This window comes from Enterococcus xiangfangensis (genome assembly GCF_005405365.1).
Lineage (GTDB): Bacteria > Bacillota > Bacilli > Lactobacillales > Enterococcaceae > Enterococcus_A > Enterococcus_A xiangfangensis.
Genome location: NZ_BJDX01000006.1, coordinates 57,432 through 81,598, shown reverse-complemented (window position 1 = coordinate 81,598; position 24,167 = coordinate 57,432). Strand labels below are relative to the sequence as shown.

Below are 24,167 nucleotides of genomic sequence, written 5' to 3'. Positions count from 1 at the left end.
ATATTAAGCTTGCTTAATATTAAGCGACTATCCCTTTTCCATCGCATTCCAAAAATTTTCTTTTATCCAATATAGGTATAGGGAACCTTTCTTTCTGCCGTTCATGCCTTAGGTGACAATCACTAGCGCAGAATTGGAAAGATTCCCTATCCTCGTATTGAAATTAGTTTATTGCGTCAATGTCGCTGTTTGTGACAAACATTTCGTCAACGAAGATTATCTTTCAATCTCGCTGTCTTTCCGTTTGTACCATACTACTCCCAACAAACCTAGAACAATCAAGGCACTTGCGCTGATCAAAGCAATCAGACGTTGATCACTACCAGTATCAGGTAAGATTGGTTTAATTGTTCCAGAAGTTAAAACGTAAGTATCCGGTACAGCTCCTGCATAGGCGCTCAAATGTTGATCACCTGTTGGCGCAGCTACTGTTCCATCTCCGACATTTTGCCATCTTGTAACAGTTGGTTCATCCGTAGTATTAGGTAAGACCACTTGACCATTAGCATCTTCAGTAACACCATAATCATTTGAACTGAATGCTACATTCTCAGTTTTGAAATTTTCACCAAAAGTTACTTCATTCAAGCTCACTAAGTAAGCGAACATTGCAGTCATATCTGTAACATTATTAGTATCGAAACTTGAGAAGTCTAAAATTGTTAAAGCCATATCCGCAATAAACATGCCTTCCATCGTAGTTACATTGCTTGTATTCCAGCCTTCAAGATTGATCTTACTTAATGTAGGCATCATCGCAAACATGTAATCCATCTTAGTAACGTTTGTCGTATCCCAACCGTCCCCAAATGTGATTTCCGGTACTCGTTGCAAATCTCTAAACATATTACTCATATTCGTAACATTTGTTGTGTCCCAGCTTGAAATATCAAGTGTTTTCAAGGTTGTCAATTCATAAAACAGATGGTCCATGTTTTTGACATCGGACACATCCAACTTATCTAACCCTGAAATTTCAGTGACCATTTTAAATCCTTGGAACAACGCACTTGAATCTTCATTCGCAGTCACGTTGCCCTCAATACTGATATTATTGACGATTTTCGTATAATCGTTCCATGGAGAAACCGCGCTGCCATCTTTCAAAACAGGTGACGCAAACGTTCCAGAACCAATGTGCAAGGTTCCTTTCATGTCGATATACCACTTCACATCACCAAATATTCCTTTGGCTTGGACTGGTTGTAAGTTAACAATTTCATCGTCATCAGTAGTTGTTTGGAATGTAACTGATAATGGATCACGAGAAAAGGCAGTCATTGGATCAGGTAAGCCGGTCGTTGCATTCTTTTCAACTGCAAAGACGTATTTTTGATCCTTCAATTCTGGGGAAGTCCACGGATCATATAGATCAACTGTTTCAGTCTCTCCAATTTTTCCACTTAATGCCTGTGTCGCTTTTGTTTTTGTTGCAACATTAGAATCGGTAGAATCATTATAGAGAATCTTCGCATCGGTTATTGTATCGACTAAGACATAGGTATCCGGTACAACACTTGCATAAGCCGTTAAAAATTCAGTTCCCTTAGGTGTATCAACTGTTCCACCCGCAAGATTCTGCCATTTAAGCGAGTCTGTGGTGTTAGGCAACTCAACAGCTTTGGCTGCTAACTGACTTGTTGCAAAAGTTGAATCAAAAGTAACTTTTTTCAGAGCCATTGGCATTGAAGGGTCCATCGGTTCTAACATCATCGTCATATCTGTCACATTGGATGTATTCCAACCAGTGAAATCTAATTCCGTCAATGCCGAAGCACCCATGAACATCCCTTGCATTGTAGTTACTTTTTCCGTATTCCAATTTGGCGTTGCTAGACTTGTTAGATTTGGTGTCATAGCAAACATTGCATACATGTCCGTGACATTTTCAGTTTCCCATGTTCCAAGATCGACATTACTAAAATTGTTCTGTGCAAACATAACGGTCATATTTGTTACAGATGAAGTATCCCAAGCTGAAAGATCTAACTCACTCAAATTAGACATATCGCTGAACATATAGCCCATATCAGTAACATTAGAAACATCTATGTTCTCTAATCCTGAGATACTTTCTGCATCTAATCTACCAAACAACGCAGTTGAATCAGTATTTGCAATAACTGAACCATCAATGATGACATCATCTATTATATCGTTGTAGACCATCCAAGGTGAACCCATTTCTCCCGGCTCATATGGTGCAAGCATCCCCGGAGCTGGAACTGGTTCGCCAAACGTTCCTGATCCGATATGCAAGGTTCCCTCCATATCGATATACCACTTCACATCGCCAAAAATTCCTTTTGCTTGAACTTTTTGTAAGCTAACAACTTTGTCATCACCAGTGGCTGTCGCTCCACTTACAATCGTAACTGATAATGGGTCGCGGTAAAAGGCAGTCATTGGATCAGGTAAACCTGTCGTTGTACTATTTTCAACCGCAAAGACATATGGTTGATCCTTTAATTCAGGAGAAGTCCACGGATCATACAACGTAACTAATTCAGGTTCGCCAACTTTTCCGTTTACTGTTTGTGTTGCTTTTGTAGTAGTAAGTGGATCAGTATCATTAACATCATTGTAGCGAATTTTCGCATCGCTTACCGTGTCAACCAGAACATAAGTATCTGGGACAGCACTTGCATAAGCTGAGAGAAATTCTGTTCCCTTTGGTGCAGTTATTGTTCCATCTGCTACATTACGCCATTTAACATTATCTGTCGTATTAGGTAGATCTACCTTTCCAACTACTAGACTTTGATCCTTATCCTTCAATTGACTCGTCGCAAATTCTGTTCCAAATGTAATTTCACGTAAAGCGGTTGTACCGTTAAACATATAATTCATATCCGTTACTAAATTAGTTTTTGCACTTGAAAAATCTAGTTTAGTCAACGAACTTGCATTTTGAAACATTGTTCGCATAGTTGTCACTTTTGGTGTTTTCCAGCCAGACGTATCTAGAGCTGTTAATGATGAAGCACCATTAAACATATAACCCATAGTAGTAACATTTTCGGTATTCCAACCAGATACATCAAGTGTTGTCAATGCAGAGGCTCCATTAAACATGTTGTCCATAGCAGTAACATTACTTGTGTTCCACCCTGACGTATCAATGGTTTTTAATGATGATGCACCGTTAAACATAAAACCCATATTCGTGACAGCACTAGTATTCCAGCCTGAGGTATCAAGATTCGCTAGTTTTCCAGCACCATTGAACATACTTCGCATATTTGTTACCTTGCTGGTATCCCAATTCAAAGTATCTCCAATCGTTGTCAAAGCTTTTGTATCTCGGAACATACTATTCATACTAGTAACTTGAGCTGTATCCCATTTATCGATCCCGTTTAACTCAGTTATCGATTCATTACCCATAAACATGCTAGCAACAGTTGTGACTTTCGATAAATCTAGCTGATCTAAATTTGAATACTTAGTAACTTGAGTTAAATTATCAAACAGATAAGATGCGTTTGCGTTTAGAGTAATCTTCCCATCAACACTGATTGTAGTAAATTTATCTTTGTACTGATACCACGGTGAATCAAGGAATCCGGCAGTAGTTCTCATTGCTCCTGGGCTTAAGTGCAACACACCAGCCATATCGATGTACCATTTCACACCTGTAGCCACATCAGGACCAAAAATTCCTTTTGCTTTAACTTCAACCTTACTAATCGTATCAACTTCACCAACGACCCGATCAATCCATGGATTATCGGTACTATAGATATAATTTTCTAGACCCGCATCACCGTAAGTCCCAGTATTTTTGCTAAGATCATACCCTGTTTGCGGTGTCCAAAAACCAAGTCCAGATTCTAACACATAGGTATCTGGCAATGTTCCATCATAGGCATCAATAGTTGCTGTACCCATCGGTTTTGCGATCGTCCCGCCAGCCGCTTTATCAACGTTGCGCCATTTTATCGTGCTTGTGGTATTTGGTAATGCCACATTTCCTGAACTTAACTGGCTCGTTTTAAAAGTTTCACCAAATGTAATTTCTTTTAGAGCAGTCATTCCGGTAAACATATCATTGACATAGGCAACTTTACCCGTATTCCAACTAGAAAGATCTAGACGTTCGATGCTTGATGCATTATTGAACATGCTCCACATCGTTGTGACTTCTGTCATCTTCCAGTTTTCAGTTCCATTGATTGCTGTTAGGTCTTTGGCATTATAAAACATTCCGTAAGCTTCTGTTAACGTATCAAATCCCCAATTAGGAGCATCCAACGTCTCTATCCCAGCATTTTCAAACATTGAATTTGCTTTTGTGACTTTTGATAGATTCCAGCTTTCTTCTCCAGATAGATCAGTTAGAGCAGTATTATTTTTGAATATACTGCTTAAATCTATTCCACCATACTTCCCAAATCCAGAATGAGTAAGAGTAAAATCGAAGTTTTCTAAACCAGTATAACTAGTAACTTTGTCTAATGAACCAAACAGTCCTTTAGACTGAGGATTGATATCCAGTTTCCCTTCAATTTGAACCTTAGTAATTTCATCTTTATACGAAAGCCATGGAGAATTCTCAGTTGTTAGCCATGCGGTAGCACCTGACCCGATGTGTAAGACATTATCAGTATCGATATACCATTTTGATGATTCAGCTATGGAATTATAACCAAAAATTCCTTTTGCTAAAACCTTGGTCTTATTCTCATCGGCTGTCGGATCACCAACGATTCTATCCAGCCATGGATCTTCAGAAGAAACATATAACTCTAGGCCAGTATCACCATAAGTCCCGGTATTCTTAGTCAGATCATAGCCCTCGTGTGGTGTCCAAAAACCAATATCTGATAATTTTTCATACTCTACATCAACTGATGTCATACTTCCTCCTGCGCCAAAGGTATGAGCTGCTGGATCGAAGGAATCTTTCAATCGATAAGTCGTTGTACCATTTTTTATTTCTTTAGGAAACAGTTTAGCTTCTGAATTGGTTTCTGAATCTGCATTAGCAGTAAGATAATCTTTCAGATTAGTATCTCCCACATCATAAATCAATTTAGAACCCGCAATCGTTTTGTCTCCAGCTTTATAGTTCAACTGAAGCGTAGCCAGCGGCTCGTATTCGACTACTATATTTGTTGTAGTCCCTACTGCGCCAAAATCTTTGATTGTTGGTTCTGCTGTCTTACGATAAGTAAATGGATCAACTTTAAATTCATCAGGGAAAAATACTTCATTCGGACTACTTTGTTTGTATGCATCAAAGGTCGTGCCAGGTTCTGCATAGATCGTCTTCGATTGACCAACAATCGTATCGCCAGATTTGTAGCTGATCTTGATTGCTGCTAAACCTTCTGTACTAATTGTTGCCGGATCCATTTTCATTGGTGTATATACGGATGAAGTTCCGTTGACAGGCGCGTCATCCATTCCTTCAATCGTTGAATTAAGATCATACGTTGTGGTTCCATCAGATGGATCTTCTACAGTAATCGTAGATAAATATTGTGCAGCAAACAACGGTGGTGTCTCTGCTCCATCCGCAGCAACCATTTTGGCTTGATAATCGGCTGCGTTAAAACTATCAGCTGGTTGCGTTTGTTGATTTCTGATCATCGCCGGCCAAAGTGAATTAGGATACGAAATATCTGCATAACTGATATGGTCGCCATCGGAGCTATAATTCCCCATGTTGACCAGTGAGATAAACGAACCATCCGCTTGTTTGGAATAACCCGTTTCACCAACGGCCAGAGCCGCTTTCATCTCTGCTTTTGTCGTACCCGGTTCAAAGTAACGTGTCGTGGTATTCACGAGAAAGAGCGAACTGCCTTTACCGCCAACCATTGGATGAAGCCCATCTTCTGTCAATCCAGATATCGCGCCGACAGTTGATTTGGTATACAGATTACTGCCAGTCACTGTCAGAATTTTTTTGTTGGCTTCAGTCGCCGGATAAGTATTGACCATGAAGAGATTTCCCGGTGTTTCTGCTAATTTCTTCATGGTAGGTTCAAGCGGGTATATCCCTTGATAATCCTTTGTTTCATCGTTTACCTTATTGACATAGGCACTAAAATCTGCCGCGTCATGATAAGCAGCACCATAAGAAAGGTCTCGACTCTTATCACCAGTAAAGAAACTGCCGCTATATTGGAAACTAAAGTCGCGACCTCCAGGTACCTCGCCATCTTTGATCACTTCACCAATCTGTCCAGTCCAACTAGCACTTTCATCGATAGCGGTAAATTTCAATTCTTGGCCTAAGAAAGATGCGGTGACATCCGCTTTAGCCGGTAGTTTTATATCTGTTGTAAAAGATGCAAAATCTGATTTCTTTAAATTACCAAAATTAATCGCTAATTCTTTTCCAATATCTTCATTTGTTACTGTAATCGTATTTCCTTCAATATAACCAAGACCGGCAATTGTAGTTCTGACAAAATTTGGTTCTAATGAAACATCCCCGTACGCTCCGGTATAGGTTAAATTAGGAATCGTGATTTTATCGCCAGGTTTCCAAGTTGCTGTCCGGCCATTTTCGAAAGTGTTGAAGGTAAGTACAAAACCAGTTGGATAAACTGCTGTACCCGTAGTTGTTGCCGCACCTGGATCTTGTGACCAAGTCATCGTAAGGGATTTGATATCCGCAGTAGTCAATTGGTCCAGATTTGTAATTGATTGCAGGTCGGCTTGTTTTGCTGTGATCTCTGCTTTGTACCCGTCAGGTACTAACGGAGTGATTGCTTTTTTGATTTCTTCGGCTTTCTTACTTAGTTTCGGAGACAATTCGATCTTGATTGCTTTGTCAGTAACAGTCACGGTCGTCCCTGCGGTATCGCCGAATTGCGCGATCGTTTTGAGCAAATCAGAGCGAACTTTGGCTGGATCTGTTTCTTCAGCAGGTTCAGTCGATGATTCACTCGTCGTCTTAGCTTCAGCAGAACTTGCTGCCGGTTCACTTGACGTCGTCGGCTTGGTTTGTTCGGTAGATGCTGTTTCCGTTGTTTGACTCGTTTGCGTCGTCGTTTCAGCGGCAACTTGATACACCGGCGCAACTGCTGATGTAAGCATTTGAACGCTTAAGATACCGACTGCAAACAAGTGCATTAAACGGTATTTCGCTTTTTTCGTAGAACCCTCCGACTGCGGTGCTTGCTTGGAGAAAAAATGGTTTAAAGCTCGTTTATTCATATTTCTTCTCCTCCCAACGTTTACGCACCAAAACGGTCCCTCCGATGATGCTGCTCAATAAAATAGTGGTGCTGAACAATGTTTTCGTCAAAGAAACCTGCCACACTTCACCGCTTGTTTGCATGATCGTGGAAGAGCCGCTTTGACTAGGTGTTGCATTACCGGATGTGATTTTGACAGGATCATCTGTGTCCGTTTCTACTAGTCCCGATTTTGGTTCATAAGTAAAATCATCGGTCACTTTTCCTGTTGCGTCAGTATACGGTAATTTAAAAACGATCGGATCAGCAGGTTTTTCGACCCCGTCACCGCTTTGTTCTGCCAATAGATAATAGCCTTCTGCTAATGCTTCTGTGTCTCCATAGATCGCACGACCATCCGCATCGGTGATCAATTCAACAGAAAGAGCCAAATCATTGGAAGGCAGTAGATAGGTAGCCGAATCGGTCGGCACAATTTCTTTACCATTGATTGGTAAAACGCGCGTCAAACGATAATGAGCACCTGCTAAAGGTGTTGTTGTTTGCGTCACTGTGGAAGAACTTGCAGTCTCGCGCTTCACGACGGTAACCGAAGGACTATTCATTACATCAGAAGCGTAGACCGTTTGACCTAGTGCAAGTCCAGCAAGGCTGATAATCAGCACACTAAACAATCGTATGTTGTGCTTCATGCAAAATCCTCCTTCCTAAGAAAAGAGGTACCTCGTTACCGAGGTACACTTTCCTTGCCGTGACGTTTAGCTATTTGCTTGTTCTTTACGACGGTAGTGGATAACTGCTACTCCACCGACAACGATTAATGTGCTTGCTGTGATTAATAGAATCAAACGAGCGTCATCCCCGGTTGCAGGCAAGTTAGGGATCCATTGGTTATCTTTATTGACAACTGTTTGGTCCACTGTATCATCGTTAGCAGCAGTAACTGAAAAGACTGTATCATCTTTATCGAAACCAACTGGTGCAGATGTTTCGACTAAGTAGTAATCTTGTATGCCAGTTTCTGGATCAACTTCCAAACCAGTAAAGTCGATTTTACCAGTTGAGTCTGTTGTTAATTCATAGTCTGTGCCGTCTGCTTTCGTTACAAATTCAGTTCCTGCTGCATCTGTAGCAAGTTTAAATTTCGCGTTTGCCAATGGTTGACCTGCTTCATCAACTTTTTCTACGGTAACATTCCCCATTTTGATGGTTGGCGTTCCTGGATCAGTTGGGTCGACTGGCGTTTCTGTTTCTGTTTCGCCGCCGTCAGGTCCAACATATTTTGTTGTGAAACTGTTGACGATTTCTCCGTCAGTTTTATTTTCTAAAACTTCAGTTATTACGTGGAATTCAAGTTTTGAACCTTCATAAACTTTTAACATACCAGCTTCAGTTAATGTGATTACCAAGTTGTGTGTTGTATCATCAGAAGTTGTAGCAATTGTGTAATCTGTGCCTTGTACCAAATCTTGGTTTTTGCCATCTTTATCAACGAATGTACCTGTAATATCAGCATCTTCTGGTTTTCCAAGAGAAGCGGCATCAATTGGGTCAGTTAGAGTCAAGCTCTTCGCGTAAACTGCATCGTCAGCTCCAGCTGCAGTTTCTGGCGTGTACAAACCAGCAGGAATATCCATCGATAATTTCCAAGTTACATCTTCGCCGGCTTTAACCGATGTTTTGATAGGTTCATTTTCAAGTGTTTTCACTGGATTAAGGTTGATGTCTTTTAAATCATTTTTTGGATAAACATCAACAGTGTAAGACAATGTATCATCAGATGTTGTTTCTGTGCCCTGATCTTTTGTCAGTGGCAACGTTACGATAAATGGAACTGCTGGTGTTTCAACTGCCGCGTTAGGTAATTCTGTTACACGGTAGTACCCATTGGCTGTGCCTAAAGCAAATGATGCTAAGCCGTCTGCATCTGTTTTTGTAGTCACAGGTGTAAATGAAGCATCAGCCACATAGTCAGCCGCTGCTGGAGCTGTATCGCCTGCCCAACCTGCTGGCAGATTTACTTTTTCTACTTTGAATGAGATATTTTCTAATGGTTTATTTGTGCCATCAAGATTGGCTGCATCACCTTCTAAACCAGTTGCTGCTTCTGCGCCTGTTGTGTTTGAATATTTGTGGATATTCAGTACCCGTGGTGATGTAGTATCTGGTACTTCTGCCGCAGCGTATGCTACTTGTCCGTTATCTGAGCCAACTGTCACGAGTGCAGCCGCGCTCATCGTGCCCAACAATGTTCCGCAAACCAATAAGCTACTCAATAATTTGCGGGATTTCTTAACCGTATTACTTTTCATTTCTTTTTCCTCCTCTAGGTTGAGTGTATTTCTGAATAGAGTCGAAGATTTCTTCTTCTCTAGGTTCAGCGATTAGTCTTTGCGAACGAACGACATTCCTTGGATGGCTAAAACAAGCAAGTTGACCAACAGTACTCCGACCAGCCAAATCGTTGGTCGTTTCTGTTGAATGCTGAGGGCTAGTTGATTGCTCATCCAATTTTCTGATTGTTGTTTGCGTTCGCTGTTTGTTGCTTGTGCATTTTTTTCATCGATGCCTAGAGCACGTTGCTCTTTTGCGGTCAATGTTGAAAAAAGTTGCGTTTTTTGTAAAGCACCTTGGACGACCCGTCGATATGGTGTGCCGATACCGTCCTCACAGCGCAGCAAGGTTACTTGCGCGGGTCCGTCTTTTGGTTGATCTAAGACCTCTGTTTGGTTTTCGTGAATCGTCCGATTGACGGTGACACGATAGATCCAAACGGTCGTAAAATCCGTTAAATAAATTTTTGTTCCGGTCGTCACATTTTTTATCCGATGCAATAAGACATCCGCATCTGAAAAATTATGGCTAGCTAAGACGACATTTCCTTCACCTAATGGACGTTCGGGAAAATACATCGCCGCACCGGTAGATAAATTAAGTTCCGTCACTTGATTTAACACTGGCAAATCAAGGTCAACTGACGGGATTGCGAGACGACCGACCCCGGCTTGCGCCATTGTTTCGGCGCGCTTCAAGCGGGCCGTCACTAAGACTTGCATGTCTGCGTCTTGGATCTTCTCACGTTCTTTATCAGTTTGTGAAACAGCCTTTGCTTTATTTTTTGCGGCTTGTGCTTGGCCTTCTGTCAAAGTGACTGAAGTGTCCGGCGGCGTCAATAATTTATGGTAGCCGTCATAGACCCAAAGCGTTGTCGCAAAAAAAAGTAAGGTCGGGATGAGAAAATACTTGAAGATTCGTTTAATCATCAGTTTTCACATCGTTTGCTTCATCCGTATGTTCACTGTCTCCCAGCTCGTCTTCCGGCTGCTTCTCCTTGCGTCGATCGCGGAAGTAGCGATAGATCAGCCACAACAGCAAGAGCAATAAGAAGATCAGCAGCGTTGCGATCCAGATTGTGTCTAACGACCAAACTGTTCGATGAACTGTTTTGACTTCTTTCGCAGCCTTCAAAGGAATTCGTTTGCCATAAACAACTAAGCGGTGACTGTTGATAAACAACGGTGTACACGTCATCAGCGCGGCGAGATCTTTGTCTTGCTGGATATAAAAAGCTTTCACCGCATCTTTATCTTTTGGATCAACGACTTTTTTGTCATAGACTTTATAAGCCGTTTCTTTACCAAAAGCATTCAGATAGAAGACATCACCATTTTTTAGGTAGCGGATATTATCAAATAAAATCTGATTTGCCAATCCAGAGTGTCCCGTAACACCGCTGAGTGTGTTCTTGCCGCCGATTGGCAACGTGGTAAATGGTAGCGTCCCGATCCCGTGATTCAATACCCAGTCAGAATCGCCAAAGTGGATCACCATGTTGATCAAGTGGATACTTGGGATGTTGACAAAGCCAATCGGTGTTTTCAAATCACTTTGAATATCCGTAATCTTGACTTCTTCTGCCGCTTCACCTTTTTGCTGCTGATAGATCATCTTATTATATTTTTTGATCAATTCAATCGTCGCGTTGCCTTTTTCAGGAACTTTTTGTTCATAGTCGGCAACCATATCCTTGCGTTTAGCAAGATCAATCATATCGAAAAAGATCGGTGCTAATAGTAATAAGACGCCCAGAAGGATGACACTGCTGAAAAAAGTGTAGATGATGCGTTTTTTCCGCTTCTTTTTATCAACTTTTTTCTTTGCCACAGATCGTTCATCCCCTCCGTTTCCTGTTGTTTCTTAAATAAAAGCAGTTATTTTTTGAGGATACTTTTTAATATTCTTCTATTAAAAAGACCCTGTTCAGCCACCCCAGTTTGTATCAAACTTTTTGTCAGGTTTGCCGCTTCGTTACAATCATTGTGACAATTTTTAATGTCAAAAATAGAATTCTTTGCCACATTTAAACGCTTTCTGGAAACAAAGCATTTAGTATAATTATAAACTTGGCATAATTATGAACCTTTTTGTAAACCCTTTAGTCTCAAATTTCGCTCAAAAAAATACTCAATCTGAAACTGGAAATGTTCGAAAACAAACTCGCTTTATTTTCGGCAAAATTTAACAAAAAAATCCGAAAAAACAGTGATTTATCAAAGATGTGCAACAATCAAACGATAATCTGAAAAAGGATAAAAATGCTCATCATCAGAAAAATATTCTGATTTGTAATTGTGTTCAAGCTCCTGCAGCATTTGCTCATCCGACCGAAAACCATCATTGTAAATCATCAGCAGTAAATAATAATACAAACGCATATCGATATCGATCAACTGGTGGATCTGATTCAAAAAATCCTCGCCGTCTGCTGTTTTGATGATTTGTTCTGCTTGATCCGCTAATTTTTCATATGCAAAAATAAAGTTGTGGTTTATTTCTGCATTAAAACAGCCAAACGGTGGCAATTGATGTTCTTTTGATAGATTCGATAAGTAGCTTGCACAGTTAAGATCCCACAAATACACTTCGCTCACCTCTTTTGACTAGCATAGCAGAAAAGAAATTCTACTTTGTCTCAAAAAATGAGTTATTAACCACTTAACGTGAAACAGCTTTCACATTTATTGATAACGTTCCCGTATTCATTCATGAAAAAATACCCATTAAAAATAAACCAGATTCATTTCACAGGGTTATTTTTCGTATAATTAAATTTTTGTCTGCGGTTGCTGTCTATCTTTTGAATCCAACAATCGGTTTTGCTGGATGCTCCTCTTTTTTAACTTAATTGTCTTGCTGCAAAGCAACGTTTCCTATGTTGAGCAAGGGAATTCGAACCAGTATTTTCGAGATTTTAGCCAAAGTGTCAGTAAAAATTTATCTTTTTTGCTCAGTTGAATATTTTAGGTATTTATTCGTTAAAAAAATAAGGATTTCGTTTTAAATTATTGTTTTTTTGAGTTAAAATAATTACAATTACCTCTCTTATACTAAAAAGAAATAACTCATTGAAACTATTGACTGGGGGCTCTGCTGTGTACAGAGAAAAAATTTTAGATTCATGGGATGAAAAACAATATAACCTGCTTGCTTTTTTGCATAAAAATAATTTTTCAGCGACAAAAGAAGAATGTCTGCACACGCTTAATTTGAACGTGTCAGTTTTGAATAACTTGATTGTTTCTCTAGAGGCCTTGGCTTCAGAGTCGGGTTTGTTTTCTATCAGCAAACAAGGTCGGATCTTAACCGTCAGTATCCCATTTGATAAAAATTTAGATGATATTTTTCATTATTTATTGCTTTCTTCAATTAAATACCAGATCATTTCAGAGTTGTTCCACAAAGAAACGCTTCATATCCCAAGTATCGAAAAAAATTAGGGATCAGTTACTCTACGTTTTATCGAAAACTGGTTGAAATAAATGTGATTTTGGCTGAGTTCGGCATCAAGATTGAAAATAAAAAGATGGTTGGTTCCGAACTTCAAATTCGGCATTTTTTTGTAGAATTTTATACGATGACACGGACATGGAAATCTACTTCAGAAGAATTCTCTGATAAAGTCGTCTTTGATGAGATCATCAAGCTGAATGACCAATTTCAACTTGAATTATCAGATATCGCGATCGGACGAATCGTCGCCTATTTGATGATCGTAAAATACAGATATTTGCAAAAGAAAGTCGTTCCTGTCAGCTGTGCTTCTGATTGGTTCTTTGATGACGCTTCGTTTAATCGATTCGTTGATGCACTTGTGAAAAGTCCGTTGTACGAACCTGGTAAACTCTTTATGAAGAAATTTTTCTCAGCTTACGGGATCGTTCCAAAAGGCGATGAATCTTTGGCACTGATTTTATTTCTGATGGGAAAACATATCCTGTCCGATGATTCAATCTTGTACAAAAACCTCCTCGCGGTTGAAGCAGAAGCTGATCTCATGACTTATGCGATCAAAAATAAACTTTTGGCTTGCTTTAACGAACACCAGATCATCTCTTCTGATCAACAAGCAGAATTGACCTATTTGATCACGCAAGTCACTTGGCACCACTGCTTCTTTAAAGGGTGGATCGTGACGGAAGATTCTCAGATTACCCATGAGCAATTTAAAAAAGTCGCGGCTTTATTTGACACAAGTGATTTTATCGTTGATTTTTTTGCGAATTATTTTCCTGAGATTGCTCAGAAAATCGATGTTTTAGATTACTACAAGAGTGATCTCTATCAATTGGTCCTTTATTTCCTAAAAGGGAATTTTCCGGGATTGTCGATTGGTGTGCATATCGAAGGCGATCTATTGATGAAAAGAATCTTGACGCCAATGATTATCAAACGCTTGAATTGTTTAGATTTTATTACAGCTTCTACGCTGAAAAAAGGTGCTACTTATGACCTGGTCGTCAGCAACGTGAATTTCCCCGCCATTGAAAATCAAGGCAAGCATTTCTATTTGATCAATCACGAATTTTACAGCAGTGATTTTCAACACATCGAAGAATTCATTTCGATCATCGTCAATGCGGCTACTTTTAGTTACAATCGAGACTTGAATTAAGTTTTTTTGTGTTTAGTAAAACAGTTTTCTACTATTATAATAGCCTTAGTCTTGCATCTGACTAAGGCTATTTTTTATGATTGTTCACAAAAGACCCTCGATCAACTCTTGTTTGATCGAGGGTCTTTTTGATTGATTTGTTCTAGGTACAAATGATTATGCACCTTCGACTAGATCGCGTCGTTTGTATCCCAAGTAACCAACAAACAAGAAGAGAATACTGATCGCGGTGATTACCACAAAGACTGTACCGTCAAACTCTTCCATCGGCAGGCGTGGAATCCAGCTTTGGATTGCTGTTTTTGAGAACCAATCTGGCAAATCAAGAATCCCGCCGAAATAATTTAACGCAAAAGAGTAGCCTAGATATCCATAAATCACTTTTCCGAATTTTGGCAGCCAGCCTAACGCTAACGCCGCCAACCCAATGTAGAACAATACTGATGGTAAGAAATTATAGCCCGCCGCTAAGAAATCAAGCAGATCCATCGTGGATTTATTTTTCATTGCGGAAATCGCCGTGCCACCTAAGCCAGCTGATGCCAATCCGATTCCGACGATTCCGGCTAAAATAGCTAAAAGGATCGTTGTCCAGTACAACTGTCCCCACGTAACTTTTGTGACATAGAGTTGACTCATATGCAGTCTAGATTCTTCTGCAAATAATTTATTGACTATAGCGATTGGTAAAATCGTTACTAAACCGATCATCACCATCATGATCGTTCCGGTAAAGGATTCTTCAATCGATGTGCCTGATTGAGTAAACATTTGTTTCATCAATTCATTTCCGCCAAGAAAGACTTGCATGTCACCATAGATCGAACCATAAGCCGCACCCATTACAACAAAGGCGATCAGCCAGCCGATCATTACCCCTTTATTGATTTTGAAAAACAAACCAGGTACTGACAACAATGATTTTTTAGCTGTCGCTCTTCCTTCACGTTCAGGAAGATAGCCTGCCCCCATATCGCGATGGCCTTCCAATATAAATGCGATCACTGTCAGAACTAAACTAAAAATCACAGCGAACAACAACGGCAGCCAATTATTTTCCGTAAATGGATACGTCAAGTAGATCCAACCCATTGGATTGAACATCGACAGATCGACATTTGATACGTCGGTTCCTGCACGAAAAATATACAACAATCCAACAAGTCCTAGTGTCGAACCTGTTGCACCGGTCGAAGTTGCCATGATCTGCGACATTACAAGTGCCAACACACCGCCGATGATTCCTGCCATCGCGATTGAAGCGCCGAATAAAAACGCACCTTCAGTAGTGATCGTTTTTACACCAAAGCTAGTCATGATCCCGCCGACAGATAAGCCCAACAAAAGATTGATCAGCAATACCTCATTGATTACTGCAAATGAGTTTGCTTGACGTCCGACCCGAAATGAGCGAACCAATTCGGTCAAACCTAATTCTTCTTCTTTTCGTGTATGACTGACTACGTGCAATGCTGAAACGATCATCGCGAACAAGCCGCAAAACAGCAACATCTCATGTGCATACATCGCACCCAAAGTATACTCGGCACCAACTTTGATCGGTGTAGGTCCGACCATTGAGATCATTGCGGGATTTTGCATTGTTTCAAACATCCCTAACAACCCTTGTCCTTTAGCGATTTCCTCAAAGGCTGGAACGTATGCTCCTGAAAACAACCCTAACCCTAAAATCCAAACAATTATTTTTTTCCAATCACGTTTCACGTATTGTGCAAACAACACGTTCCAACGGGCAAATTTTTTATTCATTTTATTTTCCTCCGTTCCGACAATCAGCCTTCGTAGTGACGCATGAATAAATCTTCAAGCGTTGGCGGTACAGATTCGATTTTTGTAACACCCAATTTGGTTGCTTCGATCAAGATATTGTTCATGGCTTCATTGTCAGCAGAAAATGTTGCTTTGCCGTCTTTTTGTACAAAGTCATGGACACCGGCAATTGTCGCAAGTTTTTCAACTTCGCCTTTTGTCACCAGTGTAACGGTCGACCGTGTCAAGTGACGCAATTCATCCAGTGTTCCTGTTTCAACGACTTCACCGCGGCGAATGATTGCAACTTTATCAGCTAAACGTTCAACCTCGCTCAAAATATGCGAAGACAATAGAATGGCTTTGCCATCATTCTTGATTTTTTCGACCTCTTCTTGGAAAACAGCTTCCATCAATGGGTCCAAACCTGAAGTTGGTTCGTCTAAAATATACAAATCAGATTCGACTGAAAGTGCGGCAATCAAACCGACCTTTTGCCGATTTCCTTTAGAATATCCTTTGGCTTTTTTCTTTGGATCCAATTCAAAACGTTTGATCAAATAATCGCGTTTTGCTTTGCTTCCGCCGCCATGAAGTTTGATAAATAAATCAATGATCTCGCCGCCAGTCAAACTTCCCCAAAGTGCGACGTCACCAGGCACGTAAGAAATTCGTTTATGGATCTCAAGGCTGTCTTTCCAGACATCTTTTCCAAATATTTGAACATCGCCCGCATCTCGATTGATGATCCCTAATAATGTTCGGATCGTCGTTGATTTTCCTGCACCGTTCGGTCCGATAAACCCAACGACTTCACCGGCATTTACTGTAAACGAAACATCTTTCAACGCTTGAAATTTCCCAAATTTTTTCTGCAGCCCTTGTACTTTCACAATTTCTGTCATGGTACGTAACTCCCTTTTCTTTCGACATAATTTTATAACGAGCTTTCCAGTCCAAAACTACCGGTCTTTTATTATGAACTTTATATTTAAAAATAGTTCATAATACCCCCTGTTTACCCTTCGTTTCAAACCAAAGTTCTTTTACAGCTCCAATAATATTCCTTTTTATTTTTACAGTCAACAAAAACATTTGTATTTTTGAACTCTTTATCTTATTGTAAGTTCGTATTCTTTCCTATATAATATGTACGACGATAGTTTTGAACTATAAATTATCAAAAGTTCTTTTTATAGAAAGCGGGTAGTATTAATGGATGGTTTTGAACGCAGAACCGAAGAAAAAAAGAAACGAGTGTTGCGGGCCGCCTTTGACTTGATGAACAGCGATACAGGAATTGAGAATCTGACAATCGATGATGTCGCTAAAAAGGCAAATGTTGGAAAAACTTCTATTTTTAAATATTTTGGCAGTAAGGAAAATCTGATCCATGAAGTATTTATTCGTTCAATGGAAGAAATGGGCAACAATGCCAAAAAAATTATGGCAAAAAATGCGCCATTTGAAGAAACGTTGATCGCCATGAGTCAAGTCAAAATCGAATACCTCGATAAAATCAACAAACAATTTTATCTAGATCTAATGAAGTATTACACTAAAAAAGAAGACTCCGGCTTTACTCGCATGATGGAAGAGTACACGAAACAAAGTTTTGGAATCATGTTGGATCTGTTCCACCGCGGCCGCAAAGAAGGCAAAGTCGATTTGAAGTATTCGGATGAGTTTTTGATGTTGTATTTTCAAGCGATCATCGAAGGGATCTCCAATCCGCAAATCTATGAAAAAATCATGCCGTACACAGCCGAATGGACAGAAATGTTAGTCAAAGGCATCGCGCCAAAAAATAATCCGATTGACAGCTCACAATTCTAAAATCTGATTCAATCAATCTGAAAGGAAGATCGTATGACTAAAGGAAGGATCGTCATTATTACTGGAACGCCTGCAACGGGCAAAAGTACGGTCTCCGCCTATCTTTCAACTCACTCTGATCAAGAAAAATCAGTCCATATGCACACCGATGATTTTTATCATCTGATCAAAAAAGGCAGCATTGCTCCTCATCTAGCAGCAGCCGATACTCAAAATGGTGTCGTTATCGCGGCCTTTTTAGCCGCAACAAAAGTTTTTGCTGAAAATGGTTATGAAGTAATCGTCGACGGAATCATCGGTCCGTGGTTTTTGACTCCGTGGATCACTGCCGCAGCCGATTATGATATTCACTATATTATTTTACGGGCTTCAAAAGAAAAAACGCTTGCCCGCGGAATTCAGCGTGAAAAACGGACAGCGCAAACAACTACTGAATTGATCGAAGTGATGTGGGATCAATTTAATCAATTAGGCGCCTTCGAATCCCATGTGATCGATACGACCACACAGTCTGTCGAACAAAGTGTGGCAAAAATCAAAAGCCATCTCCAAGATCGTTCGCTGCTTCTTTCAGCAAGTGAACCAAAATAAGTAGCAGCGGCAATCCTTTTTTCATACAGTAGATTCTTCCACTTTCGCGAGAACAATTATTCGTCTTAAATTGAATTTCGTAGTAGAATATACTTACTTATTGGAAGCAAACTTTCCGATAATCATTTACATAAAGGAGGGCATCTATTATGAAAAATATTGGTTTTTTAAGTTTTGGTCATTGGATGGATCAAGGATCACTTGTTAAAACAGCAGAAGATTCTTATTTACAATCCATTGAATTAGCAGTTGAAGCAGAAAAAATCGGGATCGACGGTGCATATTATCGCGTGCATCATTTTGCGAACCAAATTGGTTCACCCTTCCCATTACTTTCAGCGATTGGCGCAAAAACCAGCAAAATCGAAATCGGAACCGGGTTGATCGACATGCGTTACGAGAACCCCTATATGATGGCGGAAAATGCTGGACTAACAGATATCATCACCCAAGGAAGAGTCCAACTGGGCGTGGGTCGTGGTTCACCTGAACAAGTTCTTGACGGCTGGAAATATTTTGGCTATGACTACAGTGAAGAAGAAATCAAAGATGTGACCCGTGAACGGACATTGGAATTTTTGAAATTGCTCGAAGGCGGCTATTTTGCTGAACCAAATCCGCAGCCAATGTTTCCGCAAGGTCCTGGCAAATTACGGCTAGAACCTTATGCAGAAGGTTTGCGTCAACGAATTTGGTGGGGTGCCGGCTCACAACAAACAGCGATCTGGGCTGCGCAACATGGCATGAATTTACAATCATCTACTTTGGTAAATTACGAAACCAATGAACCTTTCCACGTTCAGCAAGCAAAACAATTGCGTGCTTACAAAGAAGCTTGGAAAGAAGCCGGACATGACTTTGAACCGCGGACATTAGTAACGCGTTCGATCCAACCGATCACGACTGATTTGGATCGTCAACTCTTCGGCAACCAAGGCGACGATCCAAACTATGATCAAGTCGGCTTCCTTGCTTATCATCAAAACCCAACAATTTTCGGTAAAACATTTGTCGGCGAACCCGACAAACTCGTGAAAGAATTGGCAGAAGATGAAGCAATCAAAGAAGCAGATACTGTATTAGTTACGATTCCTAACACATTAGGCGTAGAATACAATATCCACTTACTTGAAACATTAGTTAAAGATGTCGCTCCAGACTTAGGCTGGCGCTAAAAAACAGGTGTTGCGGATTGACCGCAACACCTGTTTTATTTGCTATTCTGATGGTTTGCCGTTAATAAACCAGTTTGATTTTTTCGTTCATGATTTGATTGGTCCGTTCGATAAAATAACCGCGAGATAGATCTTGCCCTTGATTGACATGGATCATGTGTTGCGCCGCCAATTCATCGGTATAATCTTTTAACGCATAGGTTTTATATGTTTGATAATTGTCACCAATGTACGTGATCGTCGGCCAAAATTCAACTTGCTCGAAGGTAACGGCTTTATTTTCTTTGTTATAATCAATCGTCCAGCGTCCCATACCACCCAACATCCGATCATTTTCTGCTTGGGAAGAAATAAAATTTCCTAATGAATACATCACTAATGTTTGATTGCCTGACTTGCCCGTCAAATAATCCATCGGTTGGATGACGTGAGGATGCCCGCCAACGATCACATCTACCCCAGCATCGCTCAACAATTGAGCCAACTGCGTTTGTGTTTCATTTGGCGTGAATTGATATTCTTCGCCCCAGTGCATACTGACGATTTGGATGTCGCTTTGCTCATTCAACAACTGCATATCTTGCGCAATTTGTGCCTCATCAATCAAATTGACTAAATACTCTTTTCCAGCAGGCAATGCGATTCCATTCAGTCCATACGTGTATGACATCAAACCGACTTTTACGCCTTTGATATCTTTTACTTGAAATCGTGGAGATTCGGCAGATTTTTGCGATCCGGTCGTTGCAATATCCGGATACTTTTCCAAATATTCTAATTGCTTGACGATTCCTTCCTCCCCTCGGTCCATCGTGTGATTGCTGGCTGCTGATAGCCAATTGAAGCCGGCGGTATGCAAGGCATCCAACACTTGTGTCGGTCCATTGAATGCAGGATAGCCTGACAAGCCCAATTCTTCTCCCGCGCAAATCGTTTCCAGATTGATATAAGAGAGATCCCGGTCTTCATTCAAATAACGCGTTGGTTCATACATTTCATCAAAACGATACGTCCCATCCGGCTGTTTGAGATGTTCATAAATATAATCATGGATCAAATTATCTCCCACCGCAGAAAAATTCAACTGGACCGAAGAATTTTCCGAACCAGCAGAAGAATCTCCCACTGTTTTTTCGACCGATTTATTTCCACACCCACTGAAAAATAAAAAAACAAACAAACTGATTCCCAAAAACTTTTTCATTTTCCAACTCCTAACGTGTCCTTATTATTCGCTAAGACACTTCTGTTTAATAGCTAACCCGGCTACATTAAATAACGAATAACTAAACTCTTGAATGGTTCGCGGAAACTTAGCCAAAATAAACTTTTACCAACAAAAACGCTGTGATCATCGCAGCTTTCAAATGAGCTTCCTCGCACAAAAACCTTGCGAGTAATTTGTAAAAAAAGACAGTCAGAAACGGACTGTCTTGCTCGAACTTTATCTTAAACCAGCTCAAAATTCGGCTGCTTTTATTTAAAAAGTCACAGTCTTATCTGCCCACTCTACCATTTCAACGCAATCAAACATCGTTGAGATTGGACAAGCAGTTTGATCTTCTAAATGGCGCGATTTCAAACAGGTTCCGCACGCTAATAATTCTCCGCCCAAATCTGTTAATTTTTGCATTTCAGCCGGCACATCGTATTGCTCGTCTTTGATACTTTCTACTTCTACGGCTTCACCCATCAAAAAGAATTTGACTTCATGTTTTTTCTTCAATGCCGCTACACCAAAACGAAAAGCATTCCACGCTTTTTCATGTTCCTTTGTCTCTAAAATAATCGCTACTTTCATCACACGCACTCCTCACCAAAAATATCACTACTGCTATTCAAGTCACTATAAAGTATATCGCTTTCAACTACTAAAAACAATCCAGTAAAAAACAAGGTGTTCTCTAGTATTTATTGCAGATGAACCAACGCTAGGCTGTGCTTCTACTCACTTTGGATCGGAATTTCTTATTGGTGCTTACAAAAATCTGCTGAAGCAATTTAATTTCAATTTTTAGTCCCTCTTAGATATGTTAAAATGGTTTTGTTTCCAATCTTTATAAGTAAAACATAAAAAAGGAGATTCCCTTGCTGAATAAACAACCTTTATTTATCTGGTTTCAAAATCAAAACAAGAAAATCAAACGAGCAATCGTTCTTATTTTTGTTGCAATCAGCTTCTTTTTATTATTTATGCTTATTAAATTTCTACTAACCAACAACTTGGCTTGGTTGGAAGGCCGCTGGTACAATCAAGATGAAAAATTAAAATTAAAGACCGAAAATCGGCACTATACTACATGGGATGTCACAGAAAACGGGATCAAAATCATTGATAATGGGCGAGTAACCGTTGATTCAACGACCAAAAACATTTTTTTGGTCAATGACAATGCAACTACGAAGGTCCATGTAACTAAGCTGAATCGGCATCAATTGAAATTAAAATTGATTTATCACAAGAAAGTTGCAAAGACAATGACTCTGCAAAAGAGCAAGCACTGAAGAAAAACGTAAGAGCAAAAACTAAATATAGGAGGACTTAGTTGATGAAAAAGAAGGTATTACTTGTTGGCACTATGTTAGTATCCAGTTTGGTGATGTCTGCCACAATTGTTTTAGCTGAAGATACTGTCAGCTCGTCAGAAGCGGCGACAGCAGCGGAAATTGAAGAAGCGGTGAATGAGCAAAGTTCTGATTATCAAACAGTTGAAAATACTGAAGCTACAGCCAATCAAGAAAATGAAACTTCTCCTAGTACCAAGCCTCAAACAGCAATTATAAATGGAGAACAAGTCGTACTTGAACCGCCAGTCAAAGCAGGAAAAGCCGAAGCTGATGCTACTCAGGCACCGAAGGAAGAACTGCGTGAAGGATTTGCTAGCAGAGCAAGATCCGCTCGATCAGCAAGCGTTCAAACGATCCCGATGTATCGGTTGTACAATCCAAATTCCGGCGAACATTTTTATACAGGAAATGCTGCTGAACGGGACAAAGTTCAAAAAGCCGGTTGGCGCTATGAAGGCATCGGTTGGCAAGCGCCTCTTTCTGGCGACCCTGTATATCGGATGTACAATCCCAATGCAGGCGATCATCATTATACGATGCTTGCTAGTGAACGGGACAATTTAAAACGACATGGTTGGCGCTATGAAGGAATCTCTTGGTATTCTGATAAAAACAAAAGTATCAAAGTCTATCGCGCATACAATCCAAATGCTAAGGCTGGCTCTCACAATTACACCATCGACTACAATGAACAAAAAAATATTATCAAACATGGCTGGCGTGATGAAGGCATCGCTTGGTATGCAACCGGCGGCGGGCAACAAAACAATGACAATTACAAATTGTTAGGTGTTAAAAATTATAATCAATATGCGCTCGGTGCACCAAGCGGTTGTGAAGGAGCCTCATTGCTTCAAGCTTTGCAATACAAAGGAAAGATTACTAACTGGGGACTCGTTCAATTTTTGAATACTATCCCTAAATCGACTAATGGAAATCCGAATAATGGCTTCGTCGGTTCGCCTTTTAGCGAAAATTCTTATACGTATTCAGCTATTTACCCCGCTCCGCTTACTACCTGGGGGAAAAAATATGGAAATGTGACGAATATCTCTGGAAGTTCATTGAACACCTTGCTTAATGAAGTCAAAAATGGAAACCCAATTGTCACTTGGGTCACGATCAACTTTCAACCCCTTCAATGGGGAAATTGGAATTTTGGTGTAGCCGCAAATAACAATCATGCAGTCACACTTGATGGCTACAACAAATCTAGCAATCAAGTCCATGTCTCAGACCCGATCAGCGGTTCGTACTGGTTGAGTCGGACCACTTTTGAAACAATTTACAATGCTAGAAAATATGCTGTCGTTGTGAGATAAAATAAATCTATACTGAAACACTTAAAAAAGACCGAAGATCGCCAACTGTTGTATTGGCATCTTCGGTCTTTTTTTGTTTAATTAAGCTTGACTTGCTGAGACTAGTTTTTTACCTGTCATTTCTTCATAGTCATTGACCATGATTTCCCATGCTTTTGCAATGTCTTCATCCAAACCGAACAGTCCGCTGCGTCCAACGATATAAATATCTGGATCCGCCGCATCAATTCGTTTGAATGATTTCCGATTGGAAGATCCATCCATTTCAATCACATAGTTGTAGCCTTTTTCTTCCCGCAGTTTTCGTAAAGCAACGATTTTATCTAACGTACTTTCGATAAAGCGCTGACCGGCAAATCCTGGATCGATCGTCATGATCGTAATTTTATCGACTAATTCGATATAAGGAAAAATTGCTTCGATCGGTGTTTCAGGGTTTAATACGATCCCGGCTTTTAGTCCTGCATCATGAATTTGATCGATCAAACGAAAAGCCAATCCATCTAGTACTTCAGCATGCATACAGATCCATTCACAGTTTAGACCGATCAGTTGCTGTACCCAAAAACTTGGATCAGTCACCATTAAATGTGCTGACATCGGCAATGTAGTGATCTTTCGTAATTCTTCGATAAACCAAGGTGATAAAGTAATATTTGGTACATAATGTCCGTCCATGATATCGATATGATAAGAATCTACATGGTTGTTTAAAAAGGTGATTTGTTCTTTAAATTTGTCTAAGTCCATCGTCATCAATGATGGTGAGAATTCTACTTTATGCATGTGCTACCACTCT

18 protein-coding genes and 1 pseudogene are annotated in these 24,167 nt (G+C 40.1%); 8 read left to right on the top strand and 11 right to left on the bottom strand.

Features of this window, described 5'->3' with window-relative positions; genetic code table 11:
• Positions 1-216 precede the first annotated feature (216 nt).
• The 6 genes from FFM68_RS08560 to FFM68_RS08535 form a co-directional block, all read right to left on the bottom strand.
• On the bottom strand, positions 217-7,173 hold the full coding sequence (locus tag FFM68_RS08560) for a BspA family leucine-rich repeat surface protein (protein ID WP_137618945.1): 6,957 nt from the start codon (positions 7,171-7,173) through the stop codon (positions 217-219).
• Positions 7,166-7,846, bottom strand: a complete 681-nt coding sequence (locus tag FFM68_RS08555; RefSeq protein ID WP_137618944.1) for a prealbumin-like fold domain-containing protein — start codon at positions 7,844-7,846, stop codon at positions 7,166-7,168. Before FFM68_RS08555 ends, FFM68_RS08560 begins: the two co-directional genes overlap by 8 nt.
• 66 nt (positions 7,847-7,912) lie before the next feature.
• Positions 7,913-9,466, bottom strand: coding sequence for a SpaH/EbpB family LPXTG-anchored major pilin (locus FFM68_RS08550; RefSeq protein WP_137618943.1), 1,554 nt, complete (start codon positions 9,464-9,466; stop codon positions 7,913-7,915).
• A gap of 72 nt (positions 9,467-9,538) precedes the next feature.
• Complete coding sequence (locus tag FFM68_RS08545; RefSeq protein ID WP_137618942.1) at positions 9,539-10,417, bottom strand: class A sortase; 879 nt, start codon at positions 10,415-10,417, stop codon at positions 9,539-9,541.
• The gene (locus tag FFM68_RS08540; RefSeq protein WP_137618941.1) at positions 10,410-11,318 is read right to left on the bottom strand and encodes a class C sortase; all 909 of its coding nucleotides are present in this window, start codon (positions 11,316-11,318) and stop codon (positions 10,410-10,412) included. Before FFM68_RS08540 ends, FFM68_RS08545 begins: the two co-directional genes overlap by 8 nt.
• A gap of 386 nt (positions 11,319-11,704) precedes the next feature.
• Positions 11,705-12,076 (bottom strand): hypothetical protein, encoded by a 372-nt coding sequence (locus FFM68_RS08535; protein WP_167483472.1) that lies wholly within the window; start codon positions 12,074-12,076, stop codon positions 11,705-11,707.
• A 510-nt stretch (positions 12,077-12,586) separates the two neighbouring features.
• Here FFM68_RS08535 and FFM68_RS08530 point away from each other — a divergent pair.
• The 3 genes and pseudogenes from FFM68_RS08530 (at position 12,587) to FFM68_RS08525 (ending at position 14,106) form a co-directional block, all read left to right on the top strand.
• A complete protein-coding gene (locus FFM68_RS08530) occupies positions 12,587-12,931 on the top strand; it encodes a hypothetical protein (RefSeq protein ID WP_137618939.1) in 345 nt (114 codons plus the stop codon).
• Positions 12,865-13,005 (top strand): annotated as a pseudogene (locus FFM68_RS13325) (helix-turn-helix domain-containing protein); the annotation flags it as partial. The gene FFM68_RS08530 and the pseudogene FFM68_RS13325, both read left to right, overlap by 67 nt.
• A 63-nt stretch (positions 13,006-13,068) precedes the next feature.
• On the top strand, positions 13,069-14,106 hold the full coding sequence (locus FFM68_RS08525; RefSeq protein ID WP_239585137.1) for a hypothetical protein: 1,038 nt from the start codon (positions 13,069-13,071) through the stop codon (positions 14,104-14,106).
• A 156-nt stretch (positions 14,107-14,262) separates the two neighbouring features.
• On the opposite strand, the gene FFM68_RS08520 is transcribed toward FFM68_RS08525, so the two are convergent.
• Complete coding sequence (locus tag FFM68_RS08520; RefSeq protein WP_137618938.1) at positions 14,263-15,876, bottom strand: ABC transporter permease; 1,614 nt, start codon at positions 15,874-15,876, stop codon at positions 14,263-14,265.
• A gap of 23 nt (positions 15,877-15,899) precedes the next feature.
• Entirely contained in the window at positions 15,900-16,781 is an 882-nt protein-coding gene (locus FFM68_RS08515; RefSeq protein WP_137618937.1) for an ABC transporter ATP-binding protein, read from the bottom strand.
• Positions 16,782-17,091: 310 nt separating this feature from the next.
• Here FFM68_RS08515 and FFM68_RS08510 point away from each other — a divergent pair, with 310 nt between their 5' ends.
• The 3 genes from FFM68_RS08510 (at position 17,092) to FFM68_RS08500 (ending at position 19,478) form a co-directional block, all read left to right on the top strand.
• Complete coding sequence (locus FFM68_RS08510) at positions 17,092-17,712, top strand: TetR/AcrR family transcriptional regulator (protein WP_137618936.1); 621 nt, start codon at positions 17,092-17,094, stop codon at positions 17,710-17,712.
• A 33-nt stretch (positions 17,713-17,745) separates the two neighbouring features.
• Positions 17,746-18,303 (top strand): P-loop nucleotide/nucleoside kinase family protein, encoded by a 558-nt coding sequence (locus tag FFM68_RS08505; protein WP_137618935.1) that lies wholly within the window; start codon positions 17,746-17,748, stop codon positions 18,301-18,303.
• A gap of 149 nt (positions 18,304-18,452) precedes the next feature.
• On the top strand, positions 18,453-19,478 hold the full coding sequence (locus FFM68_RS08500) for an LLM class flavin-dependent oxidoreductase (RefSeq protein WP_137618934.1): 1,026 nt from the start codon (positions 18,453-18,455) through the stop codon (positions 19,476-19,478).
• A 61-nt stretch (positions 19,479-19,539) separates the two neighbouring features.
• Here the strand turns inward: FFM68_RS08500 and FFM68_RS08495 are convergent, their stop codons facing one another.
• On the bottom strand, positions 19,540-20,682 hold the full coding sequence (locus tag FFM68_RS08495; RefSeq protein ID WP_137618933.1) for a CapA family protein: 1,143 nt from the start codon (positions 20,680-20,682) through the stop codon (positions 19,540-19,542).
• A gap of 276 nt (positions 20,683-20,958) precedes the next feature.
• The gene (locus FFM68_RS08490) at positions 20,959-21,279 is read right to left on the bottom strand and encodes a DsrE/DsrF/TusD sulfur relay family protein (protein ID WP_137618932.1); all 321 of its coding nucleotides are present in this window, start codon (positions 21,277-21,279) and stop codon (positions 20,959-20,961) included.
• 287 nt (positions 21,280-21,566) lie between these two features.
• On the opposite strand from FFM68_RS08490, the gene FFM68_RS08485 reads away from it, so the two are divergent.
• Together FFM68_RS08485 and FFM68_RS08480 are read left to right on the top strand one after the other, a co-directional pair.
• On the top strand, positions 21,567-21,983 hold the full coding sequence (locus FFM68_RS08485; protein ID WP_137618931.1) for a hypothetical protein: 417 nt from the start codon (positions 21,567-21,569) through the stop codon (positions 21,981-21,983).
• A gap of 44 nt (positions 21,984-22,027) precedes the next feature.
• Entirely contained in the window at positions 22,028-23,368 is a 1,341-nt protein-coding gene (locus FFM68_RS08480; RefSeq protein WP_137618930.1) for a C39 family peptidase, read from the top strand.
• Between the two features lie 81 nt (positions 23,369-23,449).
• Here the strand turns inward: FFM68_RS08480 and alsE are convergent, their stop codons facing one another.
• Positions 23,450-24,154: a D-allulose 6-phosphate 3-epimerase gene (gene alsE / locus FFM68_RS08475; protein ID WP_137618929.1), complete on the bottom strand. Its 705-nt coding sequence runs from the start codon at positions 24,152-24,154 to the stop codon at positions 23,450-23,452.
• Between the last annotated feature and the right edge of the window lie 13 nt (positions 24,155-24,167).